This is a genomic window from Altericista sp. CCNU0014 (assembly GCF_044923475.1).
In the GTDB taxonomy this organism is placed as follows: domain Bacteria; phylum Cyanobacteriota; class Cyanobacteriia; order Thermosynechococcales; family Thermosynechococcaceae; genus JAAURS01.
In genome coordinates, this window is the sequence record NZ_CP137338.1 from 4,664,667 (window position 1) to 4,679,898 (window position 15,232).

The 15,232-nt window shown below is 49.9% G+C and carries 15 protein-coding genes; 8 read left to right on the forward strand and 7 right to left on the reverse strand.

Annotation, left to right across the window (positions count from 1 at the left end; genetic code table 11):
• Positions 1-68 precede the first annotated feature (68 nt).
• Entirely contained in the window at positions 69-854 is a 786-nt protein-coding gene (locus R6H26_RS22290) for a WecB/TagA/CpsF family glycosyltransferase (protein ID WP_404785653.1), read from the reverse strand.
• Positions 855-1,830: 976 nt separating this feature from the next.
• Complete coding sequence (locus R6H26_RS22295) at positions 1,831-1,956, reverse strand: hypothetical protein (RefSeq protein WP_404785655.1); 126 nt, start codon at positions 1,954-1,956, stop codon at positions 1,831-1,833.
• Between the two features lie 31 nt (positions 1,957-1,987).
• Between R6H26_RS22295 and R6H26_RS22300 the strand changes: the two genes are divergently transcribed.
• From R6H26_RS22300 to R6H26_RS22320, 5 genes are all read left to right on the forward strand, one after another.
• The gene (locus R6H26_RS22300) at positions 1,988-2,878 is read left to right on the forward strand and encodes a branched-chain amino acid ABC transporter permease (RefSeq protein ID WP_404785657.1); all 891 of its coding nucleotides are present in this window, start codon (positions 1,988-1,990) and stop codon (positions 2,876-2,878) included.
• Positions 2,879-3,135: 257 nt separating this feature from the next.
• Complete coding sequence (gene carB / locus R6H26_RS22305; RefSeq protein ID WP_404785658.1) at positions 3,136-6,360, forward strand: carbamoyl-phosphate synthase large subunit; 3,225 nt, start codon at positions 3,136-3,138, stop codon at positions 6,358-6,360.
• A gap of 228 nt (positions 6,361-6,588) precedes the next feature.
• The gene (locus R6H26_RS22310) at positions 6,589-6,882 is read left to right on the forward strand and encodes a hypothetical protein (RefSeq protein WP_404785660.1); all 294 of its coding nucleotides are present in this window, start codon (positions 6,589-6,591) and stop codon (positions 6,880-6,882) included.
• Complete coding sequence (locus R6H26_RS22315) at positions 6,879-7,049, forward strand: hypothetical protein (RefSeq protein ID WP_404785662.1); 171 nt, start codon at positions 6,879-6,881, stop codon at positions 7,047-7,049. Before R6H26_RS22310 ends, R6H26_RS22315 begins: the two co-directional genes overlap by 4 nt.
• Positions 7,050-7,308: 259 nt before the next feature.
• Positions 7,309-7,878: a J domain-containing protein gene (locus R6H26_RS22320; protein WP_404785663.1), complete on the forward strand. Its 570-nt coding sequence runs from the start codon at positions 7,309-7,311 to the stop codon at positions 7,876-7,878.
• A gap of 209 nt (positions 7,879-8,087) precedes the next feature.
• Here the strand turns inward: R6H26_RS22320 and R6H26_RS22325 are convergent, their stop codons facing one another.
• On the reverse strand, positions 8,088-9,239 hold the full coding sequence (locus R6H26_RS22325) for a transposase (RefSeq protein WP_404783408.1): 1,152 nt from the start codon (positions 9,237-9,239) through the stop codon (positions 8,088-8,090).
• 181 nt (positions 9,240-9,420) lie between these two features.
• Between R6H26_RS22325 and R6H26_RS22330 the strand changes: the two genes are divergently transcribed.
• Complete coding sequence (locus R6H26_RS22330) at positions 9,421-10,272, forward strand: hypothetical protein (RefSeq protein WP_404785665.1); 852 nt, start codon at positions 9,421-9,423, stop codon at positions 10,270-10,272.
• A 30-nt stretch (positions 10,273-10,302) separates the two neighbouring features.
• Here the strand turns inward: R6H26_RS22330 and R6H26_RS22335 are convergent, their stop codons facing one another.
• On the reverse strand, positions 10,303-10,596 hold the full coding sequence (locus R6H26_RS22335; protein WP_404785666.1) for a DUF4926 domain-containing protein: 294 nt from the start codon (positions 10,594-10,596) through the stop codon (positions 10,303-10,305).
• Between the two features lie 67 nt (positions 10,597-10,663).
• On the opposite strand from R6H26_RS22335, the gene R6H26_RS22340 reads away from it, so the two are divergent.
• Positions 10,664-10,870 (forward strand): hypothetical protein, encoded by a 207-nt coding sequence (locus R6H26_RS22340; RefSeq protein ID WP_404785668.1) that lies wholly within the window; start codon positions 10,664-10,666, stop codon positions 10,868-10,870.
• Positions 10,867-11,271: a type II toxin-antitoxin system VapC family toxin gene (locus tag R6H26_RS22345; RefSeq protein ID WP_404785670.1), complete on the forward strand. Its 405-nt coding sequence runs from the start codon at positions 10,867-10,869 to the stop codon at positions 11,269-11,271. Before R6H26_RS22340 ends, R6H26_RS22345 begins: the two co-directional genes overlap by 4 nt.
• A gap of 65 nt (positions 11,272-11,336) precedes the next feature.
• Here the strand turns inward: R6H26_RS22345 and R6H26_RS22350 are convergent, their stop codons facing one another.
• From R6H26_RS22350 to R6H26_RS22360, 3 genes are all read right to left on the reverse strand, one after another.
• Positions 11,337-12,080, reverse strand: a complete 744-nt coding sequence (locus tag R6H26_RS22350) for a carbon dioxide-concentrating mechanism protein CcmK (RefSeq protein ID WP_404785672.1) — start codon at positions 12,078-12,080, stop codon at positions 11,337-11,339.
• 60 nt (positions 12,081-12,140) lie between these two features.
• Positions 12,141-12,881, reverse strand: coding sequence for a hypothetical protein (locus tag R6H26_RS22355; RefSeq protein ID WP_404785674.1), 741 nt, complete (start codon positions 12,879-12,881; stop codon positions 12,141-12,143).
• A 230-nt stretch (positions 12,882-13,111) separates the two neighbouring features.
• A complete protein-coding gene (locus tag R6H26_RS22360; RefSeq protein WP_404785676.1) occupies positions 13,112-15,151 on the reverse strand; it encodes a ribulose bisphosphate carboxylase small subunit in 2,040 nt (679 codons plus the stop codon).
• Positions 15,152-15,232 lie beyond the last annotated feature (81 nt).

Genomic DNA, 15,232 nt, shown 5'->3' on the forward strand with positions numbered 1-15,232 from the left:
TGAATTCCCAGCCTTAGCCATCCGATGCAAAATCGATCTATGGGTCAGAAGACCGACCGACGGACCTTTTACTTACGCTCTCGCTGCATGTTTGCCATAGTGTTTGAATTTCTGAATTCAAAGAAAATCTGTTTGGCAATAAGCCACAGAAATATAGGAATAGTTGTAGCGTAGCGCTTCCAGAGTCTGAGAGGCTCCTGAGCGAGTCTATAAAACCATTCGAGGCCTGCTTGACGGAGAAACCTTGGCGCGCGTTTATGAATCCCAGCATAGACCGGGAAAGCGCCGCCTAATCCAACCATGACGGCAAATATTTTCCCCTTATGTTGCGACATCCAAGTCTCTTGCTTAGGACAACCCAGGGAAACAAAAACAAGTCCCGCGCCACTCTGATTTAGAGCTTGAACTAGGGTGCGATCCTCTTCAGAGGTTAAAGGACGAAAAGGAAGAGGAGTCATTCCGGCAATCTTAAGATTGGGAAATTCTCGTTCTAATCTGACTCTCATTTTTTCAAGAATGGAGGATTGAGACCCTAAAAAATAGACGCTCACGCCATTTTTCTCGGCACGCTTGCACAAGCCTTCTAACACATCTATACCCGCCACTCGATCTTGGCGAACCGCGCCCAAGAAACGTAACATCCAGACCAACGGCATTCCATCGGGTGTAACAAGGTCTGCATTCCGAAGAACTGCTTCAAAACGAGGATCGTTGTGTGCCTCGATCAGCATGTGGACGTTAGCAATACAGACAATCTTGCTGAGATTGCTTTTACCCCACTCCAACATCGTATCGATCTGTTCGTTACAGGGGAGGGAGCATATTGAAAAATCAATAATATTTTTATTTTCCATTGCTTGTCTGTAAAATACTATCTAAATTAATTATCAATACACGCATTAATTAAAAGGTCATCAGCTTTCTGAAGAAGTAGCCATTGTAACTTCAAAAACTTTAAAAATTAAAAACCTTATCTTCTTTCGTTTAAGCAAAGCTTCGCAGAGAGATGTCCATCGTCTAAAGCGATAGAAACCATTTCAAACTTATATGTGACCAATACATAAAGTGTAGTTAGCACGGTAAGCCAGATCTGGAAGTTAAACGACAATCTTAGAAGCAACTTTTATAGATATATGTGATCCGGATCACTTACGGCCTTGAAATATTTAAAGTGTTGATGTTTTGATAAGATTTCCCTCCAAAAGCGCTTAAATTGAGTCGTTCCATCGAAGCGGAATTTTGGCCAAAAAACAACGAAGTCAGTACATACATACTGAAACGCATATTAGACTTCGATGATTCTTGAATCTTAGCTTTGGCTAAACCTACGCCTTCCGCTAGTAAAGGCGTTTGCAGTACGGGCCCTGTGGGTTGACGGCGATTCTAAAGTGCAGTTTAGCCGTAAATTTTATACCTTTTGTTCCCTTTTGGGTTGCTTAGCCGATTAAAGCTTAGATTCAATACCCCCCCAAAAGTGCCAAGAACTTATCTACGAAATAGCATCGTTTCAGGCATATCACTCAATATATAATGCCGTTATAGCATTTGTCGATTCGTCCAACTTCTTTGAAGTCTTTGAGGATCCACAAGTTTGGATGTTACGCGAAGCTATGCCAAATTGGGAGTAAGAGAGCGTAAGCTTTAACCTTTGCAATGAGGATTCTGGAGATTGGCCCTATGGACGCTCGCTTGCTTACCCAGTTGTCTTATTTTTCTAAAAGCTTTAATCGATGATTCGTGCGTTAACGCTACCTCTTTTTAGAAGAGAAGTGTGTCAGTTCCAACCCTATCATCCTGGTGCAATCCACAAAATACCGGAATCGAATGAGACTAACGAAGATATTCTTTGCAGGCGATCGCCCATTTCAAGCGCTCTTCGTTTTGTAGGGCAGTCGTTTGCAAACGTAGGGCCAGCAGGCGCAAGGCAGCAAAACCCTGGTAGATTGGTAAAGTCAAACGCCTAACCCTTGCCGTCGGAAGAATTGGAATGGATGTAGAACTCGCGCAACTCTTTGTAAACGGCATTGCGGTTGGCTCGATTATTGCGTTGGCGGCTGTTGGGCTAACGCTCACCAACGGCATCCTGCGCTTGCCTAACTTTGCCCACGGCGATTTCATGACCCTGGGGGCTTACCTAGCACTCCTTTTCGATACTCAGCTTCTCAACTTCATCGCGATTCCAGAGCAGAAAATTGGCGCGGCGATCGCCCTTGGCAGCATCCTCACCATTGCTTTTTTTCTGCTGAGCGAATATCTGATCTGGAAACCCATGCGGAATCGTCGTGCCAACTCAACGACGCTGATTATTATTTCGATTGGGTTGGCCCTCTTCATTCGCAACGGCATTATTTTTATCTGGGGTGGCGGCAACCAGAACTACGACTTGCCCGTCCAGACTGCCCTGGACATTGTGGGGCTAAAGATCCGCTACAACCTCATGATTGCGATCGGATTGGCCGTGTTGTCAGTTTTGGTGCTTCACCTTCTCCTGCAATACACCAAAATTGGTAAGGCCATGAGAGCCGTAGCCGACGATCTCGACCTTGCCAGCGTATCCGGCATTAACGTACAGCGGGTCGTGTTGTGGACGTGGATCGTTGCGGGAGGGTTAACGGCGCTCTCGGGAGGACTTTATGCCCTCGTTCAGTCCCCGCGCCCCAATATGGGATGGTTTTTGATTTTGCCCATGTTTGCCTCGATTATTTTGGGCGGCATTGGCAACCCCTACGGAGCCATTGTGGGCGCTTTGATTATCGGCATTGCCCAAGAAGTTAGTACCTACTGGATCCCAACAGAATATAAATTAGCCATTGCACTGGTCGTGATGGTTTTGGTGCTGCTCGTGAAACCGCAGGGTCTATTTAGAGGAACGGGTTAGATCCGCAGCGGCATTCTAGTTTTGAGGGAGTCGAGCTGGCTGCTAGCTGTAAACTTTTACCAAAGAACTTTTGTAGTAATCTAATGAGGGCGCAGAGGATGCCTTAGATTTTCTCCAGCGCAGCGAATCCAACCCTATAATCCAGATGGGTGTCGGTTCGATGCTCTGGAGTGTTTTTGTGCTTTCATCCGCTCTTTAAAGTCGGCCAACCTTCTGGCATTTTCCTGCCCCTTGCTGAACCTAATCTGTGCGAGCCTATGCCCCGTCGTAACGATCTTCACAAAATTCTGCTGATTGGCTCTGGTCCTATTGTGATCGGTCAGGCTTGCGAGTTTGACTATTCGGGTACCCAAGCTTGCAAAGCGCTGCGAGATGAAGGCTATGAGGTGATATTGGTCAATTCCAATCCAGCCACCATTATGACGGATCCGGAAACGGCGGATCGCACTTACATCGAGCCGCTGACGCCAGAAATTGTCGAGAAAATTATCGAGAAGGAACGCCCCAATGCGCTGTTGCCTACCATGGGGGGGCAAACGGCACTCAATTTAGCGGTGACGCTGGCCAAAACGGGAGTGTTGGAACGCTACGGCGTGGAGTTGATTGGCGCAAAGCTTCCGGCGATTGAGATGGCGGAAGATCGCAAGCTGTTTAAAGAGGCCATGGAACGCATTGGCGTGGGGGTTTGCCCGTCTGGTTTAGCAGAGACCCTGCAAGAGTCCCGCCAGATCGCCCAACAGATCGGATCCTATCCGCTGATCGTTCGTCCGGCTTTTACCTTAGGCGGTACTGGGGGCGGCATTGCGTATAACCAAGAGGAGTTTGAGGCGATCGCCCAGTCTGGTTTAGACGCCAGTCCTGTCTCCCAAATTCTGATCGAGCAATCCCTCATCGGCTGGAAAGAATACGAGCTAGAGGTGATGCGGGATCTGGCCGATAACGTGGTGATTATTTGCTCCATTGAAAACATCGACCCGATGGGCGTACATACCGGTGACTCCATTACCGTTGCCCCCGCTCAAACCTTAACCGACAAAGAATATCAGCGGTTGCGGGACGCTTCTATTAAAATCATCCGCGAAATTGGGGTGGAAACGGGTGGTTCTAACATCCAGTTTGCCGTGGATCCCAAGACAGGTGATACGATCGTGATCGAGATGAACCCTCGGGTTTCGAGGTCTTCGGCCTTGGCGTCGAAGGCGACGGGGTTTGCGATCGCCAAAATTGCCGCAAAACTCGCGGTCGGCTACACCCTCAACGAAATCCCCAACGACATCACTAAGAAAACCCCTGCCAGCTTCGAACCCACCATTGATTACGTCGTCACTAAAATCCCCCGCTTTGCCTTCGAAAAATTCCCTGGTTCGGAGCCGATCCTGACCACTCAGATGAAGTCCGTGGGCGAGGCCATGGCCATTGGGCGAACCTTTCAGGAGTCTTTTCAAAAAGCGCTGCGCTCTATGGAAAACGGACGCTTTGGCTGGGGCTGCGATCGCCTGGAAGAAGCGCCGAGCCCCGAGCAAATCCGCGCTGGACTGCGCACGCCCAACCCCGACCGCATCTATACCTTGCGCCATGCCATGCAAACCGGGATGAGCGTAGCGGAGATTTACGAGATCACCGGAATCGATCCGTGGTTCCTCAACCAAATGCAGGATCTGCTGGAAACCGAAACGTTTTTGAAGCAGTCCCAGCTCGCAGCGCTAGACAGAGAAACCCTTTGGTCGATCAAGCGGCAGGGCTTCAGCGATCGCCAGATTGCCTACGCCACCCACACTGCCGAAGATGAGGTGCGCCAGTATCGCAAATCCCTGGGTGTGATCCCTGCCTACAAAACCGTAGACACCTGCGCGGCAGAGTTTGAGGCATTGACGCCTTACTATTATTCCACCTACGAAACCGAAACCGAGGTGCTGCCCTCCACTCGACGCAAGGTGATGATTTTAGGCTCCGGTCCCAACCGCATCGGTCAGGGTATCGAGTTTGACTATTGCTGCTGTCACGCTGCCTACGCCCTCAGCGAAGACGGCTTTGAAACGATCATGGTGAACTCCAATCCCGAAACAGTTTCGACGGATTACGATACTAGCGATCGCCTTTACTTTGAGCCGCTCACCAAGGAAGACGTGCTCAATATCTTAGAAGCCGAAAATCCCGAAGGAATCATCATTCAGTTTGGCGGTCAAACGCCGCTCAAGCTGGCAGTACCCCTTTCGGAAGCCAAAGCTCCCATCTGGGGAACTTCGCCCGACTCGATCGATACCGCTGAAGATCGAGAGCGATTTGAAAAAATTCTGCGGGAGCTCGACATTGCCCAACCCGCCAACGGCATCGCCCGCAACTTTGAAGAATCCTTAGCGGTTGCGCGACGAATTCAGTACCCCGTTGTCGTGCGTCCCAGCTACGTTTTGGGCGGACGAGCGATGGAAATTGTCTATTCCGATGCGGAACTGGAGCGGTACATGACGTATGCCGTTCAGATCGAGCCGGACCATCCCATTTTGATCGATAAGTTCCTTGAAAATGCCATTGAAGTAGATGTGGATGCGATCGCCGACTGCACCGGAGCCGTTGTTGTGGGCGGCATCATGGAACACATCGAGCAGGCCGGAATCCACTCCGGCGATTCCGCTTGTACGTTACCTAGCCTATCGTTGAGCGATTCGGTTCTCGACCGAATTCGCACTTGGACGATTCAGCTGGCCAAGGCGCTTAAGGTGATCGGCCTGATGAATATTCAGTTTGCGGTTCAGGGGGAGCAGGTGTTCATCATTGAAGCCAATCCCCGCGCTTCGCGGACGGTGCCCTTTGTTTCTAAGGCGATCGGGCTACCTTTGGCTAAAATAGCAGCGCGGTTGATGTCTGGGAAAACGTTGGCTGAATTGGGCATTACGGAAGAGATCGTTCCCAACCATATTTCTGTTAAAGAAGCCGTCCTTCCCTTTGAGAAATTCCCTGGTACCGATACGATTTTGGGGCCTGAAATGCGCTCTACAGGCGAAGCGATGGGCATCGATCGCGATTTCGGTCGCGCCTATGCGAAAGCGCAGCTCTCGGCCAATCAAAAGATTCCGCTGTCTGGGACGGTGTTTGTGACGATGAACGATCGCGATAAGCAAGCGATCGTGCCGGTGGTCGAAGCGCTGATTGAGATGGGGTTTAAGGCGATCGCCACGACGGGTACCCGCAAGGTATTGCAAGATGCAGGTTTAGCGGTGGAGCTGGTGTTCAAGCTGCACGAAGGTCGCCCTCATGTATTGGACTGGATTAAAAACAGTGAAGTTCAGCTCATTTTGAATACACCTTCTGGGGAAGAAGCGCAAGCGGATGGTCGTTTGATTCGGCGATCGGCTCTCACTTACAAAGTCCCTATCGTGACTACTATTGCAGGGGCAAAAGCGACGGCTGCTGCGATTCGAGCTTTGCAATCCGCCCCGCTGGATGTGAAGGCGATTCAGGATTATCACAACGGCATTCTTTGATTGATAGATTTTAGATGTGTACGCCAGTCGGTATGGATCCGATCGCACCTCCTTTAATCGATTCTTTAGGCCGAAGTCCTTCAAATATTGGTAATGGGTCGCGATTCGAATGAGGGTATATTGCAGCAGACCAAATTGTACTTTCTAATGTCACAGTTTAGACAAGGGTGCCACAGTAACGATCGGTGCTTTAAGCTAAAAAAGCGATAGAGGGCTTAACTTAAGGCAATGACGCAACTCACCCTGGAAATACCAGATCGGCTAGCCGAACAACTGAACGTGTATTTGAAAGAACATCCAGAAGAAGATTTAACCAGCTTAATTCAGGATGTTTTAGAAATTAAGTTGATGCCAAAAGATGGTTTTAGGCTCCTTGAATTGGCTGGGATTGTAGTGGAAGCCCCACGGGGGGCTTCGGAGCATGCTGAGGATTTTAATGGCTTGACTATTGAGGCAGGTCAAGCTGCTGTCGATGCAGCCCAAGCAAGTGTTCTAGAAATCAGGAGGGATTGGGATCTGTGATGAATAGTGAGGCCAAAATACCCGATCTAGAGACAAGGCAACGGCATGTTATTAACACTCAAGCGGCGTGCCAAAAGCTAGAGGCATTTACTTTAGCGTTAGATGATTTAATTGCTCACCTAGAAGCGGAAATGCATCTCCAGTCGCGCCGTACAAACGCGCGCTAACTTGGGAAAATGTAAAGAAATTGGTGAAAAAAGGCCATCGCCCTCCCTTTCTCTGCAATCTGAGGCGATCGCCTAGATCGCGATACTGTTTTCAGTTGGTTCACAGCAAAAATTATTTTCTCTGAGAAAAGCAAAACTCAGTGAAAATTTTGATGTATTTATGGGAATTTTAGAAATATGTCTTTAGAGCTTTAGCCATTCCAAGGTGTATAAAGAGTATGTTAGCCCTTCTCATCAAGGATTAGTCGAGGTATACCCTATGGCTTCTGCAATTGAAACTAAAGTTCAAGAGCTTGTTGCTCAACATGGGTACGACGCTCAGATACTGCTTGACTTTGTTGAATTTATTCAATCTCAGCCAAAGCCTCGAAAAAATACTCAAAAACCTTCAAATAAAAAATCAACTACAAAAGCGAAAACGTCGAAAAAAGATCTTACAGTAAACGAATTACAGGCTGCTGTAGCCGCAGCATTTAATTGCGCTGATGTAAAAGCATTAAAGAAGCAGGAAGCATTTAAACTTGCAACTGATGGACGAGAACTCAATCTCCGAACAAGAGAGGCTTGGCTTATCTTATACCGCGAGTGGGTGGGAGTGCCTGAAAATGAACGTCATGAGGAAGGTCCAAATTGTATTAATGGTATTGATGTTTTAAAAAACTTTCGTCCTTGGCATGTTTTTGGCCTTAACTCTAAAACAGCTACTGCTGACGACATAAATTCAGCTTTCCGTAAGCTTGCTAAGCAGTATCATCCTGATTTAGGGGGGGATCGATTGGTGTTTGAGCAGTTACAGAAAATGAGAGATTCAATTTTGGCCTTCCGATAGAATAGTTGCTCAATAATGGGGGAAATTGAATGGGAACTAATAAAAAATACGAACTACTTTCTGCTGAGGAAGCAGCTCAAATTCTTGGAATTAAACTTCCAAAGCTTTACAGAATATGTAAAATTTTTGATCAGCGTCATGACGATGAATGGGAATTAATTGAGGGCGAGCATCTTAGTGGTGCAGAAAACTCAAAGGAGCTGAAAGCTTTAGAAGACAGTCACCTTGGCAAACTCAATGCGAGTGTTCATCGCATCTCGCTTCTTGAGAGAGGCATAAGCAGGTGGTGGATTACATCGTGGCAAATATCTCAAGGGTGGCAGCGGTAATCTTTGATAGCACAACTGATTAATCCGTCTTAGCCCGATTTGCAGAAAACTCAATCCCCTGTGAGCATGCCAATCAATGGACTTTAGTGCGCCTTGAGCGATCGTTTCAATGGCAACGCAAATGGCAATAATGGTCGCAGCCGCCAGTAACATCAGCAGTCGGCTTAAAGCATGGGCATCTCTGAGTTTAGAACGAGGCAGTTCAAAGGCGGCAGACTTGTAATCCTTGAAATGGGGTTCAATGCCACCAAAACGTTGACCATATAGCGCGAAGGTTTGCACAGAAGGCGATTTATCTGTAATCACAGCCCAAGCCTCCTGGGCGATGGATAATCGAGCGGTCGCCAAATGACAGTGGATATCTTCAAGAATCGTGACATCAGAAAATAGAAAAGCTTGTTCAGGCTCTGGCAGCAGGTCAGCAACCGACTCGGTTTGAGCATTAGACAACGTGACCCTCAAATCGGATTTAGCGCGAATTGCCCAAGACCATTGATGGCTCCGTAGCCAACGAATTAACTCACCATGCTCAAAGCCTCGGTCAGCCAATAGTGTGATTTGACAATCAGCGGGTAAGACCGTCTCAGCCACATCCAGCACTGAGCAATAGTCCGCAAAAGCGACCGTAGCACTGCCATGCTTGAGCACCTTTTGAGCCAAAGGAAAAGAGCGCCCTCCCCAGGTCAGACAGACCTCTATCAGGCAATACTCATCCCACAGCATGCTTGTATCCAGGGTCAATGTCGTCGCCATGCCCGCCCACGCTTGAAGAAATTGAAGCAGTAATGGAACATAGAATGTTTCTGAGGTGATCTTGGGATTATGAACGAAGTAGCTCAGTCGTTCCATGTGAGAGCGGGCTTTACAACGACGATGACTCAAATAAGTCAGCCAATGGCTTAAGCTGCCACTTTGGGCTTGGAGGATTGCAGCGATGTTTTCAGCAAACACAGTAAGGTGACGTTTATCTTTGGGTGTGACCCATTGACTCAGTTGAGTTTGCAGTTGACGATAGAGTTGAGGGGTTGACATAGGATTGCTCTGAGTTTGGGAACTTAAGCATCACATTGAATGCCCCTCTCTGTCACCTTTGACAGATTTGAATATTGCCTGCTGGTAAGGTCTTCATGACTTTTCTGCACCATCAAGGGGCGAGCATTTTGAATGGCTTAGTAAGAAAATGGAGACCCGTCGTTTTTATGAATCAGGAGCTATGGCTATTGCTAAATATATACAGGAGACTACTACTGCAAATCCTGTTTCAAGTTTTATTGATACGGTTGTCGAACGTATAACCCATAGACGAGAGCGTACCCGTCGTATGTTAGTTCGGCGGCGCATCATTCATGAAACGCAAGATCTCCAAGGGATCGTCGTTCGTGGAGAATTAGTCTTTATCGAACGACCTCAGGTGATTCGAATCCTCGATACAAATGGAAAAGGCATAAATTTTGCTGCCAGAAGAGAACAGGATAACTGTGAGTTACAGGGCCGCGAACAAATGAAGCCAGGCGTTCACTTCGAAGATGTGGATAATGTTCAATACTGGAGCCAAAGAGGGATAGTTCGTCTTGCTCAAAATATGTCGGAGAACCTTGGAAATAAAAGCGCTTCTAAGTCACGAAAGACTTGGACTGATGCAGTTGCTGAAGTTGTTGAAGATGCTATTGAATATCAAAAAAAATATATTGAATCTTTTGATGCCAGAATTACACGGGCAATGAATCATGTGAAGTCGCAAGCAGACAAAAAATGTCAAGTAACTCATGAAAAGCAGGAGCCAGCTGCGCCATTTGATCTACATGTTCATCATTTATTCGACCGTGCAACACGTCCAGACCTAGCTGATTTTCAAGATAACTTAATCGCAATACATGAAAATCTACATCGAAATTTTCATGACTGGCATGGCAGTGCTAGCTGCGAACCTAAACACTTTATTGACTACCTTACTACAGTTGAATCTTGGCGCTTTGAGAAACCTAGAATGACAACTCATCTACAGCGATTAATTAATCGGCTTGAAAAATTACAGCTAAACCATGAAAATCATCGTCGTTTATAGCTGGGTATCCTCCGTCTACCGCGATCGCAATCAGACGGAAGCTAACTGAAGCCCCGCAGCCTCAAAATGCAAAACGATAAGTTGACAGGCTTTCAGGGGCAACATTGCATAGGTTCTTCCCCGATCGTCACTGAACTCAATCAAAAAAGTTTCAGGCGCTAACGCTTCTACGACCGAGCCAACTTGTCCCCGAAGCAGGCCCTGCTCAGGCAGATCTTCGGCTAACGCCACAACATCTAAAAGGGCAACCATATCTTTCTTGTTTCCCGATCTTGATTTTAGAGTAATGCGATCGCCTACCTCAGCCAAGACTGCGATCGCCACAATAAGTTAACCTCTCTGACATAAGCGACAATGCAAATAAGCCTGTTTCCTGCCTCGGAGCTTAGCCATGCAACCTATTACGCTTCACTCTCGCGTTCAATCAGATGGTCGTCTTATCCTACAACTGCCCGATGACTTTAAAGGCTACGACGTAACCGTTCAGGTGCAAGCCCAATCCACAGATTGGTTATCCATATTAGAGCAAACGGCTGGTTCTATCCCTGACCTAGAACGTCCCCCCCAAGGCGATTACGAAGTTAGAGACCTTCCATGATTTACCTGCTTGATACCAACGCCTGTATCCACCATCTTAAATTTCCAGGCTCTCCCGTTACACAACAATTACGCACTCATCTGCCCGTCTCAGCAATCTGTGCCATCACAAAATCAGAACTGTTTTATGGTGCTATGCGGAGTACCAGACCCACGCAAGCCCTCAAAAATCAACAGGATTTTTTAGCCCAACTACCCTGCCTCCCTTTTGATGCACAAGCTGCATCAATTCATGGCCGCATTCGTGCCCAATTGACCAGTCAAGGGACTCCTATTGGCCCCTATGATTCTCAAATTGCTTCAATTGCGCTTGCTTATGACCTGATTCTCGTTACTAACAACGTTGGAGAATTTCGCCGCGTAGAAAATCTGAGAATTGAAGACTGGCAGACAAACGGTTAAACCAACATCTAGCGATCGCCCACCTCAGCCAAAACGGCGATCGCCCCACGCGCCCCTATCGACAACTAAGGCAAATCTTTCTCAATAGAGAGCGGCGCTTCCGCCATCTTAGATAACTCGATCAACTCTCGCTCCTTCGTCTTAATCTTGAGCGGAATGCTCAGCGGCTCCGGTTGCTCCAGCCAACAACTGGCGATCGGCAGCGTCTGCTCCAGATCGTCCAGCGGCCTGGGAATCACCATCACCGCATTCAGCTCGCCAATCCGTTGCGCCTCATGCATCCCCGCCTCGATCGCCATCGCCACATCCGCCACCGAGCCGCGAATAATGACCGTACAGAGTCCCGCGCCAATCGTTTCGTAGGCAGAAAGCTGCACCTCCGCCGACTTCAGCATAATGTCAGCCGCCCCCACCATCGCCGGAAAACCGCGCGTTTCCAGCAACCCGATCGCCTGATTGCTGAGCTTGCTGACCGCACCATTTTGAGCCAACTGCATCATTCTGGCGCTGATGGGCAGCACCGCCTCTAGATTGGGCAAAGGTCTGGCTAGGATGAGGCTCGAAACATACTGACTGAACTTCCTGGCAGTTTCCTCACCCACCTGCACCGCAAGGCGCACATCTGCAATGCCACCGCGCACGATCGCCGTACAATGGCCGCTGCCCGTCTTCTCATACCCCACGAGCGTCACACCAGCAGACTTGAGCATCATATCTGCAGTCCCCACAATAGCCGGAAAGCTTTGGGTAGACACTAACCCCAGAGCAGTTTCCCGAATGGGGTTGCGGAGCGGTCGAGCTGCTCGCATTGGCGACCTCAATAGTTAATCTCCTCTATACTTTAGCCGCACATCCCGAGAACTGAATCCTCAAGAATCGGGAGATGGCGACATTTGACTGTTGCGGTTGGGCAAAAGGGTGGACAGCAAATCGTTGACGTAGGATTGCCCGTGCACTACATTCGCCACTTTTTCTGGAGCCGTTTTGTCGGATGCTCCATTGCTCTGTGCCGTTTGGTTGAGGCTGAGACTTGGATTTTCTGGATACTTAAATGGATTCGCGCCAATACTGGCAGGCTCTGGATACTTGAAAGAATTAAAACCGTTGCTCTGAGTTTCCGAGGACGGCGCAGAAATGGTTGGAATTTGGGGTTGAGACGTCGCCCAAGGATCGGGGGATAGGTCCGGCTGAGGCGGCGGTTGGGACGGACTCATCGTCGGTTGAGCCACCTCAGCTTCGATCTGAAGCTGACGGCTGCCGTCGCCCAAAATAGAACCTGACGGCACCAAGACCTTTGCCTCCACCGTCGTATTTAAGAGCGTACTCAGCGAGCCGATGCAGGCTCCCGGTCCGATCGCCCCAGCGCCAACGATCAGCACGCCCGCGCCAATACTCGCGCCCTCCCGAATCTCGATCGTCCCGTCGCAGGAATGCAAGACAGCACCCATACCAATGCACGCACCTGCTGCAACGACAATGCTGCTTCCCGGCGAAGCTTGGAGGAGAACACCAGGGGCGATCGCCGCATTCGGATGGATCGTGACATCGCCACTGATGAAAACCTGAGAATCATGCATGGCCTGAAGCGGCGGCGAGTACACGGATATCAAAACCTCTAAGGATACCGTTCGACAAACGAGGCATTACACCCGGATTAGTTCGGAGAACAGATTGGGAAGAACGATCGCGAGCTGTGGCGTCAAGGACAAACAAACCGTCAGGGACGGGCTATTTAAGGAAAATTGTTGCGAGGAGAGACTGGATAAGGCCGTTCTATCGGCATCGATAGCGTTCTGTGACAGCCTTACCAACAGTCTTCTCCTCGCGATACGGGAAACGATCAGCTCGGGCGCTGAATCACGGCTTCGAGCACGCGTCGCTTTGCCTTGGGGTCAATCCCAATCACGCGGACGTACTCGCCCGCATGCTCGGCAAGGCAAGTCTCAAGGGCGCGGAACACCTCGGCCTCGCGAGTGGTTGCGATCGGCGCGCAACTGTGCCAAGCATTGGCGCGGAAGCGGCGTTTGTCGGCATGTTCCGTAGAAATTTGGTGCCCTTGGGCCAAAAGTTGGCGGACTTGACTCACCACATCCGAGCTGAGCGGACCGGAACCCGATCGAGTCGCTGGTGCGGATGCAGGGCGCGCTGAAGGGGCGGGGGCAGAGTAAGAAGCAGGCGCTGGCATACTGCCGTTGCCATTGCCGTCAGGTCGCTGCACCACCAATTCCAAAACGCGCCGCTTGGCTTTAGGGTCAATGCCCACCAGCCGTACGTACTCGCCAGGATACTGCGAGACAATCGAGTTGAGTTCCGCAAGCGCGTCGCCATCGCGGCGGGCCGTCAAAGACTTGCCGCTCGTCCAAGCACTGGCGCGGAACCGACGCTTGTCGGCGTGCTCCGTCCCAATTTGATAGCCCTGGGCGAGCAAGCTATGAATGTGTCCCGCAACATCGGAACCCAAAGCCGCGCTACCGCCTGCAGCCGCAGGTCGATGAGACGATGCCGTCGATCCAGCACTCGCGACAGGTGCGCCGCCATTGCTATTGCCATTGCCGTCAGGTCGCTGCACCACTAGTTCCAAAACGCGTCGCTTGGCTTTAGGGTCGATACCCACCAGCCGTACGTACTCGCCAGGATACTGCGCGATAATCGAGTTGAGTTCGGAAAGCGCGTCGCCATCGCGGCGGGCCGTCAAAGACTTGCCGCTCGTCCAAGCACTGGCGCGGAATCGACGCTTATCGGCGTGTTCCGTCCCAATTTGATAGCCTTGGGCCAAAAGGTGGCGCACTTGCTGGGCCACATCGGCTCCAGCAGGTGTGGCACTGGGAGCAGCAGCAGATGCTTTGGAACTGCTCGCAACTCGACGCGGGGAGGGTGCAACACCGCTCGTGCCGTCGGGCCGCTGAATCACCAGTTCTGCCACGCGGCGTTTGGCTTTAGGATCGATCCCCACTAAGCGGACATACTCTCCAGCGTGTTCTGCCATACAGGCTTCTAGCGCAGCCACAACGTCTGCCTCGCGGCTCCCCAAAATTGGCTTGCAGCTATTCCAAGCACTGGCGCGGAATCGACGCTTATCGGCGTGCTCCGTCCCGATTCGATAGCCTTGAATCAGGAGCTGGCGCACCTGTTCTACGGCATCCGCACTGAGATAATTACTTCCTATTGCCACGGCGGCAGATCCTCCATTAACGCGAGATCCATTTCCAGCAGGTTCATTCCGAATCGGATCTTTTTTGGCGGCTCCCTTTTTAGGAGAACCCTCCCGAATCGGTCTGATACATTCAATGTCGTCGGCACAGCGGTAGCCCGAACGCAAAGATTGATTGATGCCAATCACATGACTGGCAAACTCCACATCGGCAGCTTGTACGTTGGGCAGGCGATCTGCCTGCTGCTGTGTGGTGATAACGGCCCCAGAAGGCACGTACTTGCCCGGCGGAATTTCTACATCCTGAATAAGGGCGTGCATCATGACAATGCAGCCCTTATTCACGCGTGCGTTGAAAACCGTCGAGCGAAATCCAATAAAACAGTTATCGCCCACATAAGCCGGCCCATGAATGAGCGCCATGTGGGTAATGGAGGTACTACCGCCAATCCAAACTGAATAGTCTTTTCCATCGTCCCCGATGACGCGACCTTGCTCTAGCCCGTGAATGACAACCCCATCCTGGATATTCGTACTTGCGCCGATCGAGAAGGGAGTCCCTTCATCGGCACGAATCGAAGTCCCAGGCGCGATCATGACATTTTCCGCAATCCGCACGTCGCCAATGACGTTGATGTCGGAGTAAACGTACGCCGAGGAATGGATTTGAGGTTTAGATAAGCTCTTAGACCAAGGTGTCGGGGGAGCCGCAAGGCCTCGGACAACCATGAATATTTCTCCTAACTGAATAATGAAACTCAGTTTGTAGTGGTAATCGATCGTTTGTGGAAGGAATCCGTCTGCCCCAGC